This window comes from Amycolatopsis sp. MEPSY49 (genome assembly GCF_051337345.1).
GTDB lineage: Bacteria > Actinomycetota > Actinomycetes > Mycobacteriales > Pseudonocardiaceae > Amycolatopsis.
Window position 1 is genome coordinate 402,617 of record NZ_JBDLYJ010000002.1, and the last position, 15,174, is coordinate 417,790.

At 71.0% G+C, this 15,174-nt stretch carries 20 protein-coding genes; 12 read left to right on the plus strand and 8 right to left on the minus strand.

What is annotated here, in order from left to right; translation table 11 throughout:
- Nucleotides 1–46: 46 nt before the first annotated feature.
- The 9 genes from ABFJ78_RS10980 (at nucleotide 47) to ABFJ78_RS11020 (ending at nucleotide 6,486) form a co-directional block, all read left to right on the plus strand.
- Nucleotides 47–1,288: a sensor histidine kinase gene (locus ABFJ78_RS10980; protein ID WP_436385781.1), complete on the plus strand. Its 1,242-nt coding sequence runs from the start codon at nucleotides 47–49 to the stop codon at nucleotides 1,286–1,288.
- Entirely contained in the window at nucleotides 1,285–1,722 is a 438-nt protein-coding gene (locus ABFJ78_RS10985; RefSeq protein WP_400872478.1) for a roadblock/LC7 domain-containing protein, read from the plus strand. The genes ABFJ78_RS10980 and ABFJ78_RS10985 overlap by 4 nt, the downstream gene beginning before the upstream one ends.
- A 26-nt stretch (nucleotides 1,723–1,748) precedes the next feature.
- Complete coding sequence (locus ABFJ78_RS10990) at nucleotides 1,749–2,117, plus strand: DUF742 domain-containing protein (RefSeq protein WP_436386755.1); 369 nt, start codon at nucleotides 1,749–1,751, stop codon at nucleotides 2,115–2,117.
- Nucleotides 2,092–2,712, plus strand: coding sequence for a GTP-binding protein (locus tag ABFJ78_RS10995; protein WP_436385782.1), 621 nt, complete (start codon nucleotides 2,092–2,094; stop codon nucleotides 2,710–2,712). The genes ABFJ78_RS10990 and ABFJ78_RS10995 overlap by 26 nt, the downstream gene beginning before the upstream one ends.
- Before the next feature lie 17 nt (nucleotides 2,713–2,729).
- Entirely contained in the window at nucleotides 2,730–3,956 is a 1,227-nt protein-coding gene (locus ABFJ78_RS11000) for a styrene monooxygenase/indole monooxygenase family protein (protein WP_436385783.1), read from the plus strand.
- A gap of 84 nt (nucleotides 3,957–4,040) precedes the next feature.
- Nucleotides 4,041–4,916, plus strand: coding sequence for a Ku protein (locus ABFJ78_RS11005; RefSeq protein WP_436385784.1), 876 nt, complete (start codon nucleotides 4,041–4,043; stop codon nucleotides 4,914–4,916).
- Between the two features lie 78 nt (nucleotides 4,917–4,994).
- The gene (locus ABFJ78_RS11010; RefSeq protein WP_436385785.1) at nucleotides 4,995–5,204 is read left to right on the plus strand and encodes a hypothetical protein; all 210 of its coding nucleotides are present in this window, start codon (nucleotides 4,995–4,997) and stop codon (nucleotides 5,202–5,204) included.
- A gap of 338 nt (nucleotides 5,205–5,542) precedes the next feature.
- The gene (gene cmtR / locus ABFJ78_RS11015) at nucleotides 5,543–5,860 is read left to right on the plus strand and encodes a Cd(II)/Pb(II)-sensing metalloregulatory transcriptional regulator CmtR (protein WP_436385786.1); all 318 of its coding nucleotides are present in this window, start codon (nucleotides 5,543–5,545) and stop codon (nucleotides 5,858–5,860) included.
- Complete coding sequence (locus ABFJ78_RS11020) at nucleotides 5,857–6,486, plus strand: cation transporter (RefSeq protein WP_436385787.1); 630 nt, start codon at nucleotides 5,857–5,859, stop codon at nucleotides 6,484–6,486. The genes cmtR and ABFJ78_RS11020 overlap by 4 nt, the downstream gene beginning before the upstream one ends.
- A 30-nt stretch (nucleotides 6,487–6,516) precedes the next feature.
- Here ABFJ78_RS11020 and ABFJ78_RS11025 read toward each other — a convergent pair whose 3' ends face one another.
- From ABFJ78_RS11025 to ABFJ78_RS11040, 4 genes are all read right to left on the minus strand, one after another.
- Nucleotides 6,517–6,672 carry a hypothetical protein gene (locus ABFJ78_RS11025; protein WP_004559113.1) on the minus strand — a complete coding sequence of 52 codons (156 nt, stop codon included), beginning with the start codon at nucleotides 6,670–6,672 and terminating at the stop codon, nucleotides 6,517–6,519.
- A 120-nt stretch (nucleotides 6,673–6,792) separates the two neighbouring features.
- The gene (gene ahcY / locus ABFJ78_RS11030) at nucleotides 6,793–8,253 is read right to left on the minus strand and encodes an adenosylhomocysteinase (protein ID WP_436385788.1); all 1,461 of its coding nucleotides are present in this window, start codon (nucleotides 8,251–8,253) and stop codon (nucleotides 6,793–6,795) included.
- A 207-nt stretch (nucleotides 8,254–8,460) separates the two neighbouring features.
- Nucleotides 8,461–8,946 carry an N-acetyltransferase family protein gene (locus ABFJ78_RS11035; RefSeq protein WP_436385789.1) on the minus strand — a complete coding sequence of 162 codons (486 nt, stop codon included), beginning with the start codon at nucleotides 8,944–8,946 and terminating at the stop codon, nucleotides 8,461–8,463.
- Nucleotides 8,947–8,993: 47 nt separating this feature from the next.
- Complete coding sequence (locus tag ABFJ78_RS11040; RefSeq protein WP_436386757.1) at nucleotides 8,994–9,884, minus strand: AurF N-oxygenase family protein; 891 nt, start codon at nucleotides 9,882–9,884, stop codon at nucleotides 8,994–8,996.
- Between the two features lie 86 nt (nucleotides 9,885–9,970).
- Between ABFJ78_RS11040 and ABFJ78_RS11045 the strand changes: the two genes are divergently transcribed.
- The gene (locus tag ABFJ78_RS11045) at nucleotides 9,971–10,618 is read left to right on the plus strand and encodes a TetR/AcrR family transcriptional regulator (protein WP_436385790.1); all 648 of its coding nucleotides are present in this window, start codon (nucleotides 9,971–9,973) and stop codon (nucleotides 10,616–10,618) included.
- Here the strand turns inward: ABFJ78_RS11045 and ABFJ78_RS11050 are convergent.
- Together ABFJ78_RS11050 and ABFJ78_RS11055 are read right to left on the minus strand one after the other, a co-directional pair.
- Nucleotides 10,615–11,640 (minus strand): DNA polymerase IV, encoded by a 1,026-nt coding sequence (locus ABFJ78_RS11050; protein ID WP_436385791.1) that lies wholly within the window; start codon nucleotides 11,638–11,640, stop codon nucleotides 10,615–10,617. The two genes, ABFJ78_RS11045 and ABFJ78_RS11050, sit on opposite strands and share 4 nt — an antisense overlap.
- Nucleotides 11,641–11,656: 16 nt before the next feature.
- Nucleotides 11,657–11,920 carry a DUF3040 domain-containing protein gene (locus tag ABFJ78_RS11055; RefSeq protein WP_436385792.1) on the minus strand — a complete coding sequence of 88 codons (264 nt, stop codon included), beginning with the start codon at nucleotides 11,918–11,920 and terminating at the stop codon, nucleotides 11,657–11,659.
- Nucleotides 11,921–12,149: 229 nt separating this feature from the next.
- Between ABFJ78_RS11055 and ABFJ78_RS11060 the strand changes: the two genes are divergently transcribed.
- Nucleotides 12,150–13,208: a cobalamin-independent methionine synthase II family protein gene (locus ABFJ78_RS11060; RefSeq protein ID WP_436385793.1), complete on the plus strand. Its 1,059-nt coding sequence runs from the start codon at nucleotides 12,150–12,152 to the stop codon at nucleotides 13,206–13,208.
- 12 nt (nucleotides 13,209–13,220) lie between these two features.
- Here ABFJ78_RS11060 and ABFJ78_RS11065 read toward each other — a convergent pair whose 3' ends face one another.
- The gene (locus ABFJ78_RS11065; protein WP_436385794.1) at nucleotides 13,221–13,853 is read right to left on the minus strand and encodes a LysE family translocator; all 633 of its coding nucleotides are present in this window, start codon (nucleotides 13,851–13,853) and stop codon (nucleotides 13,221–13,223) included.
- 185 nt (nucleotides 13,854–14,038) lie between these two features.
- On the opposite strand from ABFJ78_RS11065, the gene ABFJ78_RS11070 reads away from it, so the two are divergent.
- On the plus strand, nucleotides 14,039–14,644 hold the full coding sequence (locus tag ABFJ78_RS11070) for a GTP cyclohydrolase II (protein ID WP_436385795.1): 606 nt from the start codon (nucleotides 14,039–14,041) through the stop codon (nucleotides 14,642–14,644).
- Here ABFJ78_RS11070 and ABFJ78_RS11075 read toward each other — a convergent pair.
- Complete coding sequence (locus ABFJ78_RS11075; RefSeq protein WP_436385796.1) at nucleotides 14,641–15,174, minus strand: MarR family winged helix-turn-helix transcriptional regulator; 534 nt, start codon at nucleotides 15,172–15,174, stop codon at nucleotides 14,641–14,643. The genes ABFJ78_RS11070 and ABFJ78_RS11075 overlap by 4 nt on opposite strands.

Consider the following 15,174-nt stretch of genomic DNA (forward strand, 5'->3'; position numbering starts at 1 on the left):
CCGCGTACGCGTTTTCCGCACCTGAGCAAGGAAGAAGTGGGACCACATGGCGAGCCGGGCCCGGGAACTCCTGGATCGATCACGCGTCCTGCTGGACCGCTCGCGGGTCGCTGCCGCGCAGTTCCTCACGGCGCCGCCGAAGCACCCTGGGTACGCGCCCGCCGCGGGTCCGGCGATCGCGCAGCTGACGCCGCCGGTGGCGGTCCCGCCGGCTTCGTCGGACGACGCCGTGCTCGCCGAGATCTGCGCCAGCGTGGCCCTGCGTGACCTCAACCTGCTCGACCAGCTCCTCGCCCGGCTCGAAGAGCTGGAGGCGGGGGAGGAGGACCACCACCGCCTCGCCGAGCTCTACCAGCTCGACCACCTCGCGACCCGGCTGCGCCGCAACGCCGAGAACCTGCGCGTGCTGGCCGGCCAGGAGACCGCCGACGACGCCGCCCGCGCGACGACGGTGCTCGACGTCATGCGCGCGGCGATGTCCTCGATCGACCACTACGCCCGGATCACCATCGGCCGCGTGGTGAACCTCGGCGTCGTCGGCTTCGCCGCGGAGGACCTGGGCCGGGTGCTCGCGGAGCTGTTCGACAACGCCGCCAACCAGTCTTCGCCCAGCTCGCCGGTGAACGTCAGCGCGCACCTGACCGAGCAGGGCAGCGTGCTCGTCCGGATCGAGGACGAGGGCATCGGCATCCCGGCCGACCGGATCGACGGCCTCAACGCGCGGCTGGCCGCCGGCGGCGACCTCGACGACGCCGCGGCGCGGCACATGGGCCTCGCGGTGGTCTCCCGGCTCGCCGCCCGCCACGGCGTCACCGTGCGGCTGGACCGGCGCAGCCCGCACGGCACGGTCGCGACCGTGCTGCTGCCCACCGGCATCGTCACCGAGCTGGCCGAAAACGCCTGGTCGGGCACCAGGACCGTGACCGTCGAGCCGGTGAAGGCGCCGGAAGGCGAACCGGCCGCCGTCGGCGGGCTGCCGCGCCGCCGTCCCGGCACCTTCCCGCGGGAGGAGCCGGTGCGGGCCGTGCCGCGCAAGCCGAGCCCCCGCCCGCGGCCGCTCGAGCAGACCGGCGGCACCACGGCCAACGGCCTGCCGCGGCGCGTGCCCGGCAGCATCCGCGGTGCCGCGCCCGAACCGCCACCACCGCCCCCGGCCGCCGAACCCGCGGCGAACGGGCACGAGCAGCTGCTCGCCGACCTCGGCGCCTTCGCGGACGGCGAGCGGGCGGCCCGCGCCGAGAACCACCGTGCCCAGCAGGACGAGACGCCCGGAGGAACCGCCTCGTGAGCGCCCCCCACCCGGCTCCGGCGAACTTCGCCTGGCTGCTCGATGACTTCGTGCGCAAGGTCCACGGTGTCAGCCACGCGCTGATCATGAGTGTGGACGGCTTCCCCCTCACCGCGTCCGACTCGGTCGGCGAAGCCGAGGCCGAGCAGCTCGCGGCGATCGCCAGCGGCCTGCTCTCGCTCGCCGGCAACAGCGCGGCGCTGTTCGGGAAGGGCAGCTGCGAGCAGATCATCATCCGCCTCACCCACGGCTACTTCCTGTTCATGGGCATCGGTTCCGGTGCCGGGCTCGCGGTGCTGACCTCGGGCGAGGCGGACATGAAGGTGGTCGCTTACGAGATGACCCAGTTCATCACCAACGCCGGCCACGCGCTCACCCCCGAGGTGCGCGCCGAACTGCGCCAGGTGCTCACCGCGCGCCGCCCGAGGGTGTGATCAGCGTGCCCGAGGAGGTTGCCACCGTGTCCGAGAAGGACACCGCCTTGCCGCGGCGCAGCCGCCGGATCCGCGCGTACGCGCTCACCGGGGGCCGCACCAGCACCCGGCACCAGCTGCTGGTGGAGACGCTGGTCTCGGTCCCGCGGTACGACCCCGCGCTGAGCGGCACGCTCATGCCCGAGTCGCGCTCGCTCTACGAACGCGCCAGGACGCGGTGCTCGATCGCCGAGCTGTCGGTCGGGCTCGACCTGCCGCTGGGCGTGGTGCGGGTGCTGATCGGCGACCTCGCGTCCCAGGGCGCGGTGTTCGTCCACCCCACGGCGCACGCCTACCACCACGACACCAACGTGCTCGAGAGGATCCTTGATGGGCTCAAGCGGCTCCCCGCCTGAGGGCGATCTGCTGACGATCTCCGCGAAGATCGTCGTCGCCGGGGGCTTCGGTGTCGGCAAGACCACGTTCGTCGGCGCGGTGTCCGAAGTGCCGCCGATGAGCAACGAGGCCTGGATGACCGAGGCAGGCGAAGGCGTCGACGACATCCCGCCCGGCGGCAAGTCGACGACGACCGTGGCGATGGACTTCGGCCGGATCACGCTGCGCCCGGACCTGCTGCTGTACCTGTTCGGCACGCCGGGCCAGGCGCGGTTCTGGTTCCTCTGGGACGACCTGAGCCGGGGCGCGCTCGGCGCGGTCGTGCTGGTCGACACCAGCCGGATCGACGAGTCGTTCGCGGCGATCAACTACTTCGAGAACGACTCGGACCTGCCGTTCGTCGTCGCGGTCAACCAGTTCGAGGGCATGCCGGTGCACGACCTCGAAGAGGTGCGCGACGCGCTCGCGCTCGACCCGAGCGTCCCGCTGGTCACCTGCGACGCCCGCGATCGCGCGTCGGCGATCGCCACCCTGACCGAGCTGGTGAGCCACACGCTGTCGCTGGCCGTGCTGTCCGGCCCGCGCGAGCTGGCCGGCAGCGTCCCGAACGCCTGAGAAGGAGAACGAGCTTCATGCGCAGGGTTCTGATCGTCGGCGCCGGGCAGTCCGGGTTGCAGCTGGCCCTTGGGCTGCAGGCGAAGGGCTACGACGTCACGGTGATGTCCGCGCGGACGCCGGACGAGATCCGCGGCGGGCGCGTGATGTCGACGCAGTGCATGTTCCACGACGCGCTGCAGCACGAGCGGGACCTCGGGATCAACCAGTGGGAAGCCGAAACCGTCAACGTCGAGGGCCTCGGCGTGTCCGTGGCGGCGCCGGACGGCGGCCGCGTCCTCGACTGGTTCGCCGAGCTGGACCACGTCGCGCAGTCGGTCGACCAGCGGGTCAAGATGGCCGGCTGGCTCGAGCTGTTCGAGGAGCGCGGCGGCAAGCTCGTCATCCACGGCGTGATGACGTCCGAACTGGACGCATTGTCCCGGCTCTACGACCTGGTGATCATCTCGGCCGGCAAGGGCGAGCTGGTCCAGCTGTTCGACCGGGTGCCCGAGCGCTCGCCGTACACGAAACCGATGCGCGCGCTGTCGCTGGCCTACGCCCACGGCGTCCGGCCGCGGCCGGAGCACCCGGACAAGATGGCGGTGCGGTTCAACATCGTCCCCGGCGTCGGCGAGCTGTTCATGATCCCCGCGTACACGCTGAGCGGGAACTGCGACATCCTCTTCTTCGAGGGTGTCCCCGGCGGGCCGCTGGACTGCTTCGACGACCGCCCGGGCCCGGCCGAGCACTTCGGGCGGATCCTCGACCTGATGAAGCAGTTCGTGCCGTGGGAGTACGACCGCTGCCGCGACGCCGAGCTGACCGACGCGAAGGCCACGCTGGCCGGCGGTTACACGCCGGTGGTGCGGCGGCCGGTCGGCACCCTGCCCGGCGGGGCGATCGTGCTGGGCATGGCCGACGTCGTCGTCGCGAACGACCCGATCACCGGCCAGGGCTCGAACAACGCGAGCCACTGCGCGGCCACCTACCTGGACGCGATCGTCGAGCGCGGCGAGGAGCCGTTCGACGCCGCCTGGATGGACGCCACGTTCGAGCGCTACTGGGAGTACGCCCGGCACGTCACCGAATGGACCAACGCGCTGCTGCTCCCGCCGCCCCCGCACGTGCTCCAGATCCTCGGGGTGGCCGGCCAGAACCCCGCCGTCGCGCGGCGGTTCGCGAACGGGTTCACCGATCCCACGGACTTCCAGAACTGGTTCATGGACCCGGCACTCTGGGAGAAGTACCTGGCAGAGGTCTAGATCAGACTGTCGCCGGGGGACGATCCGGGCTACGGTAGTTACCGAGCGTGAAGTCGACTCGGTGGTCTATCGGAGGTGCGTGGCATGCGGGCGATGTGGAAGGGCTCGGTGTCGTTCGGGCTGGTGAGCATCCCGATCCAGCTCTACGCGGCCACCGAGAACAAGAACGTCTCCCTGCGCCAAGTGCACGAGGCCGACGGCGGCCGCATCCAGTACAAGCGGTTCTGCACGATCGACGGCGCCGAAGTGCCCTACGCGGAGATCGCCAAGGGCTACGAGCTGCCCGACGGCGAGATGGTCGTGATCACCGACGCGGAGATGGCCGACCTGCCGCTGCCCAGCCAGCGCACGATCGACGTGCTGGAGTTCGTGCCGCTCGAGTCGATCGACCCGATCCAGTACGACCGGACGTACTACCTGGAGCCGCAGAAGAACGCGGTCAAGCCGTACGTCGTGCTGCGGGACGCGCTGCACAAGTCGAGCCAGGTGGCCATCGCCAAGGTCGCGGTGCGGCAGCGGGAGAGCATGGCGGTGCTGCGGGTGCACGCCGACGTGCTGGTGATGACGACGATGCTGTGGCCGGACGAGGTCCGCGAGCCCGACTTCCCGTTCCTGCGCGACGATCCGCCGCAGATCCGGCCGCAGGAGCTGACCATGGCGGGGTCGCTGATCGACTCGCTGGCCGAGCCGGTGTTCGAACCGGAGAAGTACAAGGACCACTACCGCGAGGCCCTCGAAGAGATGATCGAGGCCAAGGTCGCCGGCGACGAGACGACCAAGCCCGCCGCGGTCACCGCCAAGGCCGACGTCGTCGACCTGATGGCGGCGCTGCAGGCCAGTGTGGACGCCGCGAAGAAGTCCCGCGGGGCGAAGTCCTCTTCGGAGGAGTCCGATGAGGACGAAAAGCCGGCCGCGAAGAAGAAGCCGGCGCCGCGGAAGCGGGCGCCGAAGTCGGCCTGATCCCCGGTCGGGTGGCCGGCGCGACACGCCGTCGCGGTCGTCCCACGTCCGCGGGGTTCCCGGTGGTACCAAGGGATTATGGAATGTGCTTCGTGTGATGTGGGCATCGACCACTGCCACGGCACGCTGGTGGTGCACCCGGAAGGCGGATTCACCGAATGCACCGATGTGGCCTGTTCGGACGGTGACCGGGTCCGGCACGGCCTGATCGTCGACTGCCAGGCGCTGGGCGGCGGGTGCGGCTGCGCCACCGCACCCGGAAAACCCCTGCTGCGCAAAGCTTCCTGAGCCTCCCGCCAGGATCCGCGAAGGCCTTCCCGCCCGGCTTCACCGCCGGCCGGGGAGGCCTTCGCGGCGTCAGGACAGCATGAAGGACGTACTGTGCCGATTGTTCCTAATCCGACCACAGTCACGGCCGATGGCTTCGTAGGTATGGTTACGTGCCACTCGGGGGGCGGCCTGCTTTTGGCCGGATTAGTAACACGATCGTGTATGCAGCTGTGTACACGCGCTGGGCGATGTGCTAACACTTACGGGGGTCCTTCGGCTCTCCCTCCCCCTCGGAGCCGGAGGACCCTTTTCATGCCCGCACACGATCGGTCAGCCGTGGATGTACAGTTCACTGCATGGTGACCTGTGAGACGCGGGAGTCGGCGCTGGCCCGGATCGGGCGCGCCCTCGCCGACCCGACCCGCTGCCGGATCCTGACCGCCTTGCTCGACGGTCCCGCCTACCCGGGGCAGCTGGCGGCCGATCTCGGGCTGAGCCGTTCGAACGTCTCGAACCACCTGTCGTGTCTGCGCGGCTGCGGCCTTGTCGTGGCCGGCTACGAGGGGCGTCAGGTGCGTTACGAGATCGCCGACGCTCACCTGGCCCGCGCGCTGCGCGAGCTCGTCCAGGTGGTGCTGGCGGTCGAGCCGCGGGAAGAGTGTGAGCCGGCATGACCGGCGCCTGCTGCGGGCCGGTCGCGATCGCTGCGGACCGCCGGGCGGTGCTGGTACGCCGGGTCCGGCTGCTCGTCGCGGCGACGATCGCCTACAACGTCGTCGAGGCCGCCGTCGCGCTGACGGCGGGCACGGTGGCCTCGTCCGGCGCGCTGGTCGGCTTCGGGCTCGATTCGGTGGTGGAAGTCGCCTCCGCGCTCGCGGTCGCGTGGCAGTTCTCGGGCCGGGACCCGGAAACCCGCGAACGGCGGGCGCTGCGGCTGATCGCGCTGTCGTTCTTCGCGCTGGCCGCCTACGTGACGGTGGACTCCGTGCGGACGCTCTTCACCGCGGCGGCACCGGAAAGCTCGCTCACGGGTGTCGTCCTGGCAGCGATTTCGCTCGTCGTGATGCCCGTCCTGTCCACCGCGCAACGGCGGGCGGGCCGGGAGCTGGGTTCGGCCGGCGCGGTCGCGGATTCGCGGCAGACTTTGCTCTGCACTTACCTTTCCGCGGTCCTGCTGGCGGGATTGGTGCTCAACACCGTTCTGGGGTGGTGGTGGGCCGATCCGGCCGTCGCCCTCTTCATCGCTTTCGTGGCGGTGAAAGAAGGCCGAACGGCCTGGCGCGGCGAGCAGTGTTGCTGACGCCGTGCCAGGCCGTTCGCTAGTCGGGAATCAGTACCAGTGCGCACGCCCACCGATCCGGCGGCCGGTGCCGCCCAGGATGGCCAGTGCCACACCGGCCACCGCGAGAATGATGCCGATGGTGTAAAGCACCGGGATACCCACGATGAACCCGATGACGAGAAGAATTACACCGAGAATGATCACTTGACACACACTCCTTCGCATGGGACCCGTCCGGCGTGCCGGCCGGGCGGGATGCGCTGTCACGGGGAGGATGGCCACTTTCCCGATGAACCAAACTGCGTCGAATGGAGCAATCCTGGATCAGTACCGGTAGTGATCGAGCTTGTACGGACCTTCGACGTCGACGCCGATGTATTCCGCCTGGGCCTTCGTCAGCTTGGTGAGTTTCACACCGAGCGCGTCGAGGTGCAGCCGGGCCACCTTCTCGTCGAGGTGCTTGGGCAGCCGGTGGACGTCGGTGGCGTACTCGCCGGGCTTGGCGAACAGCTCGATCTGCGCGATGGCCTGGTTGGTGAAGGAGTTCGACATCACGAACGACGGGTGGCCGGTCGCGTTGCCGAGGTTCATCAGGCGGCCCTCGGAGAGCACGATGATCGCGTGGCCGTCCGGGAACGTCCACTCGTGCACCTGCGGCTTGATCTCCTTCTTCGCGATCCCGGGCAGCTTCGCCAGGCCGGCCATGTCGATCTCGTTGTCGAAGTGCCCGACGTTCGCGACGATCGCGTTGTGCTTCATCCGGCTCATCTGCTCCGCCGAGATGATGCCGAAGTTGCCGGTGGTGGTGATGAAGATGTCGGCCGTCCCGACGACGTCGTCCAGCTCGACGACGTCGAGCCCGTCCATCGCCGCCTGCAGCGCGCAGATCGGGTCGATCTCGGTGACCGCGACGCGGGCGCCCTGCCCGCGCAGCGCCTCGACCGCGCCCTTGCCGACGTCGCCGTAGCCGCAGACGAGCACGCGCTTGCCGCCGATCATCACGTCGGTGGCGCGGTTGAGTCCGTCCACAAGGGAGTGCCGGATGCCGTACTTGTTGTCGAACTTGGACTTCGTCACGGAGTCGTTGACGTTCATCGCGGGGAAGAGCAGCTCGCCGTCCTTGGCGAGCTTGTAGAGCCGCTTGACGCCGTTGGTCGTCTCTTCGGTGACGCCGCGGATCTCCTTGGCCATGCGGGTGAACCGGTCGCCGTCGGCCGCGAGGCTCGCGCGCAGCGTCTCCAGGACGATCCGGTACTCCGCGGAGTCCTCTTCGGACGGTTGCGGCACCGCGCCCGCCGCTTCGAACTCGACGCCCTTGTGGACGAGCAGGGTCGCGTCGCCGCCGTCGTCGAGGATCATGTTCGGCGCCTGGCCGCCGGGGAAGGCGAAGAGCCGGTCGGTGCACCACCAGTATTCTTCGAGCGTTTCGCCCTTCCAGGCGAACACGGACGTCCCGGCGGGGGCGTCGATCGTGCCTTCGGGGCCGACGACGACCGCGGCGGCGGCCTCGTCCTGGGTGGAGAAGATGTTGCAGGACACCCAGCGCACCTCGGCGCCGAGGGCGACGAGGGTCTCGATGAGCACGGCGGTCTGGACGGTCATGTGCAGGGACCCGGCGATGCGGGCGCCCTTCAGCGGCTGCGCGGCGGCGTACTCGCGGCGGATCGCCATCAGGCCGGGCATCTCGTGCTCGGCCAGCCGCAGCTGGGTGCGGCCGGCGTCGGCGAGGGAAAGGTCGGCGACGGCGAAGTCGAGGCCGTTGCGGGACTGCAGCTCGTCATTCATTCTTCGGTGCACTCCGGAGCTCGTCGGCGGAAGCGCTCGGGAGGCAGCACGGAAGTCCGTGCGGACAAACACGGTGTCCATCAAAAAAAGCACCTCCCTCGCGGGAGGCGCCCTTGGAGTCGTGGTACGGGCCGAGCGTGGCGGAAGGAGTTCCGTCGCAGCGCCTCTCGACCCGGCACCCAGGATGGCAAAGCCGCCGGGAGGCTGTCAAGCGAGCGAGCGGGCCATGAGAACGTCGTCGACGTCGTGGCCGTCGACGCGGAATTCGGCCCGCAGCACACCTTCCACGACGAACCCGCACGCCTCGTAGACGCGGCGGGCGGCGGTGTTGTGACCCAGCACCCGCAGCGTCACCTTGCGCGCCCCGCGGGCCCGGGCCTCGGCCACGGCGGCGTCGACGAGCCGGCGCGCGATGCCGAGCCGGCGCCGGTCCGGGTCGACGGCGAGCCCGCCGATCACCCGCACGTGGGCGTGGGCGGGGATGCCGAAGCCCACGTTCAGCCGGACGTAGCCGGCGACCGCGCCGTCGTGCTCCGCGACGAGGACGTCTTCGGGCCGGCAGCCCTCGTCGAAGAACGGCGTGCCGGGCGGCGGCGGGGGAGCGGGGGAGACGGTCGCCGTCCAGGTGCGTTCGTCGAGCTTCGCGAGCGCGGCTTCGTCCCCGGCGTGGGCGGTCCGGATGGTGGTCGTCACGCGAGCATCGTGGCGGAACCGCGGCCGGCGCGCGAAGGGATTAAGGGCTAGATCAGGTGTGCGCGCCGCCAAATGCCTTCCGACCGGCCGCCGATCAGCCCGGCCTCGCGCAGGAACGGCACGATCTTCTCGGCCATCCAGCGCCGCGTCTCGTGGAAGTGCGGGTTGGCCAGCGCCGCGGCCCGGCCTTCGCGCGGGTCGATCCCGACGCTGCGGTAGATCCGCGGGTCGACCATGCTGTCGATGACGCCGAACGCGACCAGCGCGGTCCGCACCCGGTGCCGCTGCAGCGCCGCCTTCGACAGCTTCGGCGTCTCCCGCAGCACCTCCTCCTTGGCGAACCGGACGTGCCGGGCCTCCTCGACGACGTGGATGCGGTTGACCGAGCGGATCAGCGGCTGGATGCCGTCGTCGTCCATCATCGACCGCTGCAGCCGGTCGGTGGTCTCCTCGGCGACCAGCACGCTGGCGAACATCGACGGCCCGGCGGCGGTCGCGCCGAACACCTTCGCGGCGCGGTGCACGACCTTCGGGACGCCGTAGCGCGGCACGCCGAGCCGGTCGGCGGTGCGGGCGAACATCACCGAGTGCCGGGTCTCGTCGCCGATCTCGGTCATCGCGTACTGCGCGTGCTCGGTGCGCGCGTCGAGGTCGAAGACGTACCGGGCGAGCAGCTGCATGAGGACGATCTCGAACCACAGGCCGACGCTCATGATGCTGGCGATCTCGTGCTTGGACAGCTCGATCCGCTGCTCCGGCGTCAGCTTCGCCCAGAGGTCGGTGCCGTAGAGCGAGACGCGCTCCAGCGGCATGTAGGCCTTGCCTTCGGCGAGCGGGGCGGCCCAGTCGATGTCGACGTACGGGTCGTAGGAGTTCTTCGCGGAGCTTTTCAGCAGCCTCGCCGCGGTGACGTCCCGGTCCTGGGCCTCGACGCCCATGGCGACCTCCGGAAGTAGGGGGTACACGCTGTACTCGATACTTCGGGAGCGTACACCGGCTCGCCGGGCTTGAGTAGGCTTCCCGCGTGACCAAGGTCGACGGACGGGCGACGCGCTGGGCGGGCCAGCAGGAACGCCGGCGCGCGGAGTTCGTCGACGCGGCCCTGGCGGCGATCGCGGAACACGGCCCGGACGTCTCGACCGAGCAGATCGCCGAGCGCGCCGGCGTCGCCCGGACGCGGCTGTACAAGCACTTCGCCGACGCGGCGGACCTCCAGCGGGCCATCGCCCAGCGCGCGGCCGAGCTGGTGACGGCCGAGCTCGAGCCGCTCTGGCACCCGTCGGGGTCGCCGAACGAGATGATCTCGACGGTGATCGCGACGCACCTGCGCTGGCTGACCGAGCACGTCCACCTGCACCGCTACCTGGCCCGGGCGGCCCCGGGGCCGACGGACGTCCGCGGCACGATCGCCCGCCACCTGAGCGGCCTGTTCGCCGGCTACCTGACGGCGTTCGGCCGCGACCCGGCCCCGGCGGACACGATCGCGTTCGGCCTGGTCGGCTACGTCGAGTCGGCGACGACCCGCTGGCTCGACCACCCGGGCGCGTTGACGCTGGAGCAGCTGACCGCCCAGCTGAGCGGCACGATCTGGGCGATGCTCGACCACACGCTCCGGGCGGTCGGCGTGGACCTGGACCCGGACCGGCCGCTGCCCCTCCCGGACGGACTCTAATCCTCGCGCGGGAACTCCGCCCGCACGCCCAGCAGCCGCACCGCGCGGGTCAGCTCGAACATCCCCAGCACCTCCTGGGCCGCGCGGTCGATCGCCGCCGCGTCCGACGTCGGCTCGGGCAGGGTGACGCTGTGCGTGTGGGTCAGGAACGGCACGAACCGGACCTTCACCGCGACGCGGGCCGCCGGGCGGCCTTCCTCCAGGACGTCCTGCGACACCCGCTTCGCCAGCGCCGACACCTCCGCCGCCATCTCCGCGGGGTCGGTGAGGTCGCGCTGGAACGTCGTCTCGCGGCTGCGGGAGCGGGCCACGTACGGCGTCGCGCTCACCTCCGCGTCGCTGATCCCGCCGCCGAGCAGGCGCAGCCACGGGCCGGTCTTCGGGCCGAACCGCGCCGCCAGCTCGGCCGGGTCGGCGCCGGCCAGGTCGAGGACCGTCGTGATGCCCAGCTCGGCGAGCTTCTTCGCCGTCTTGCCGCCGATGCCCCACAGCGCGTCGGTCGGGCGCGCGGCCATGACCTCCCACCAGTTCGCCCGTGTCAGCCGGAAGATCCCGCCCGGCTTGCCGAACCCGGTGGCGAGCTTGGCCCGCAGCTTGTTGTCCCCGATCCCGACCGCGCACGACAGCCCGGTCTCGCGCGCCACGGCCTCCTTGATCGCCGCCGCCAGCGCCTCCGGGTCGTCGGTCTCCGCGCCGACGAACGCCTCGTCCCAGCCCAGCACCTCCACCACGACGGTGAACTCCCGCACGGCGGCCATCACGTGCTCGGAGACCTCGAGGTACGCCGGCGGGTCGCTGGGCAGGAAGACGGCGTCCGGGCAGCGCTTGGCCGCGATCCGCAGCGGCATGCCGGACTGGATCCCGAACTCGCGGGCCTCGTAGGACGCCGTCGCGACGACGGCGCGTTCGGCGGGGTCGCCGTTGCCGCCGACGACCACGGGCTTCCCGCGCAGCTCGGGGTGGCGGGCGATCTCGACCGCGGCGATGAACTGGTCGAGGTCGACGTGCAGGACCCACTTCACGTCGCCCAGTGTTGCCTCAGAGGCGGTGGCGCGCCACGTGGGTCCAGACGGTGCCGGTCAGGGCGAGGATCCCGCAGAGCGTCACGCCGGGGTCGGGCAGCAGGAGCCCGAGCACCAGCAGCGTCACGGCGACGGCGTCGACGGCGATCAGGAGGGCGCTGCGGAGCGCCCGCGACTTCGGGCGCCGGCCTTCGCGCAGCGCGGTGGCCAGGTCGGGGTCGGTGACCTCGAGGTGCCGCTCGATCTTCTCGAGCTCGGTGCGATCGTGATGGCTGAGCATCGGGGTACTCCTTCGGCGCCGAACCCGCCGTATCGCCAGAGCGAATACCCAATCGTCCTCCCGGCGAACCGCCGATCGCCTTCTCATTTCGTGCTTTTTGCTGCTCCGACCGGGTGATCCGCGCTCCGTGACGGCCTCGGAACCCGTTATGTTCGCCTGGCACGAGGCCGGTGAGGCCGGCTTCGCGCCGGTCGAGGCCGGTCCGGACCTTCAAGCAGCGGAGGACTCCATGACCTTGCCCACCGAACCGATCGGCAGCATCCCGCGTCCCGAGTACCTGATCGACGGGCTCGGCGCCTTCGCGGCCGGACGGATCGACGCCGACGCGCTCGCCGAGCTGGAGAGCCGGGCGCTGGCCGACACGATCAGCCGGTTCGAGGAGACCGGCTCGCCGGTCGTGTCCGACGGCGAACAGGGCAAGCCGAGCTTCGCGACCTACCCGCTGGCCGGGCTGACCGCCCTCGCGCCCGACGGCGTCGTCATCCCGTTCGCCGACGGCCACACCCGGCAGCTGCCGCGCCTGACCGCGGGCCCGTTCCGCTACGCGACGCACGCGGACGCTTACCTGACGCGCGCGAAAGCCCTTACCGGCAAGCCGGTCAAGCAGGCCGTGATCGCCGCTTCGGCGCTGTCGCTGATCTACCCGGCAGACGGCATCGACGGGTACTCGCAGGAGGAGTTCGTCGCGGATCTCGTCGACGAAGCCGAAGCCGACATCCGGCGCAGCCTGGACGCGGGGGCGCACAGCGTCCAGATCGACTTCACCGAGGGGCGGCTGTCGCTGAAGCTCGACCCGTCCGGCGGGCTGTTGCGGCAGTTCGTCGACTTGAACAACGCCGTGCTGGACCGCTTCACGGCGGAGGAGCGCGCGAAGATCGGCGTCCACACGTGCCCGGGCGGCGACCAGGACTCGGTGCACAGCCTCGACGTCGACTACGCGGGCCTGCTGCCGACGCTGTTCGAACTGAAGGCGGGCACCTTTTACGTCCAGCTCGCGAGCGAGGCCGAGCCGGAGCGCGCGCTGCAGGTGATCGCCGATCACCTGCGGGACCACCAGCGGGTGTTCGTCGGCGTGATCGACCCGATCGACCCGCGGGTGGAGACACCGGAGGAGGTCCGCGACCGCGTGCTGACGGCGGCGAAGTACCTGCCCGCCGAGCGGCTCGGTACGTGCGACGACTGCGGGTTCTCCCCGTTCGCCGACGACACCTCGACGTCGCGCGACATCGCGTTCGCCAAGATCAAGGCGCGGGTCGAGGGGACCGCGCTGGCGGCCGGGCAGCTGTGACGGCCGGGGCCCTCACGCCGTCTCGGCGGCGACCTTCAGCCCGAGGGCGACGAGCACGGTGCCGAGCACGGCGTCGAGGCCCCGGCGGACGCGGCCGTCGGCGAAGAACCGCTTGAGCGCGCCGACGACGAGGGCGAGGGCGGCGAACCAGACGATGGTCCCGGCGGTGGCGATGGTGGCCAGTTCGAGGGTCTGCAGGGTGGAGCCGTCGGCGGGGAGGAACTGGGGGAGCAGCGCCAGGAAGTACACGGCGACCTTGGGGTTGAGCAGGTTGGTGAAGAGCCCCTGCCGGAAGGCGGCACCGGCGTCGAGCGACCGGGTCGCGGCGTTTTCACCGAGGTCCCGGTACTCGCCGCGGCGCACGGCGAGCCAGGCTTTGACGCCGAGGAAGACGAGGTAGCCGGCCCCGGCGAGCTTGACGACCATGAAGGCCACGGCGGAGGCGGTGAGCACGGCGGCGACGCCGAAGGCGATGGCGACGACCCAGGCGAAGACCCCGAGCGAGATCCCGGCCCCGGCGGCGATCCCCGCCCGCCGGCCCCCGGTGAGCGAGGAGCGCGTGACGACGACGAAGTCCGGCCCGGGCGACATCGCCCCCAGGATCACGACCAGCAGGAACGAGGCGGCGGTGGCACCGGGGATCATGGGGTCGAGCATACGAGGGGGACGCCAGCGGATTTCGCCACGCGCGTGACGCTGCGAACTCCGGCGGCCGAACCGGGAAGAACCGGTGATCCACTGGTGTTGCCGCGGGTACCGGCCCGAGCCCGGAAGTTCGAATTCGAACCTCCGGTAGGGTCGGCCGAGTGGGCGATCCCAGGGGAGAGAGCATGACGGCTGAGGTGCGGACGCGGGTGCGGATCCCGCTGCGGCTGCACGGCGGCATCGAGGTCGACGCCGAAGCCGTCACCTTCCGGAACCTCGCCGATGACGGTGAGCACCTCGCCCTCGTCCTCGGCACTCCCGGGGACGTCCCGCTCGTGCGGCCGCACTCCGAATGCCTCACCGGGGACGTCTTCGGGTCCGCGCGCTGCGATTGCGGCCCGCAGCTGGCCGAAGCTGTCGACCGGATCTCCGCCGCCGGTGGCTATCTGCTCTACCTGCGCCAGGAAGGCCGGGGGATCGGCCTCTACAACAAGCTCGACGCCTACGCCCTGCAAGACCAGGGCCTCGACACCTACGCCGCCAACGCCGCGCTGGGCCTGCCCGAAGACGCCCGCGACTACACCGTCGCCGCGCAGATGCTCGAAGCGCTCGGGGTCGCGGAAGTGAACCTGCTGTCGAACAACCCGGACAAGGCCGCGCAGCTCGAAGCGGCCGGGATCGCCGTGCGCGAGCGCGTGCCCACCGGGGTCTTCGCCACCGACAACAACGTTCGCTACCTGCGTGCGAAGGCCGAGCAGACCGGCCACACCCTGCCCGGTCTCGCCAGCTAGGCGAGCCGCTGCGCCGCCGCGGCCGCCGGGCTCGTGGTGAGCTTCTCCAGCAGTCCGATGAGGACCGTCTGCTCCGACGGCGTCAGCGACTCCGCCCACGCCCGCTCACGCGCGTTGTGCGCCTGGTAGGCGTCGGTCACCGCATCAAGCCCTGCCTCGGTCAGCGCGAGCTCCACCGCCCGGCGGTCGCGCGGGACCTGCGTACGCGTCACCAGCCCGTCCCGCTCCAGCGTTTTGACCAGCGCCGACACCGCCGCGCGGCTCATCCCCGCCAGGCGCGCCGCGTGGCGGGACTCGAGCGGGCCGCCCAGCCACAGCACGAACAGCACCCGGAACCCGCCCCAGCTCAGGCCGCGCGGGCGGTGGACCGTCGACTCCCAGTCGTAGACCAGCGCGCCCGCCAGCCGGTGCAGCGTCAGGCCGAGGCGCATCGCGACGGGGTCGGTGTCCGGCAGTGCCGCCTTCGTCTTCCCGATCGCGTAGTCGACGAACGAAAGGTAGTCGAGGTCTTCGGCCGGTCGGTCGGTCAT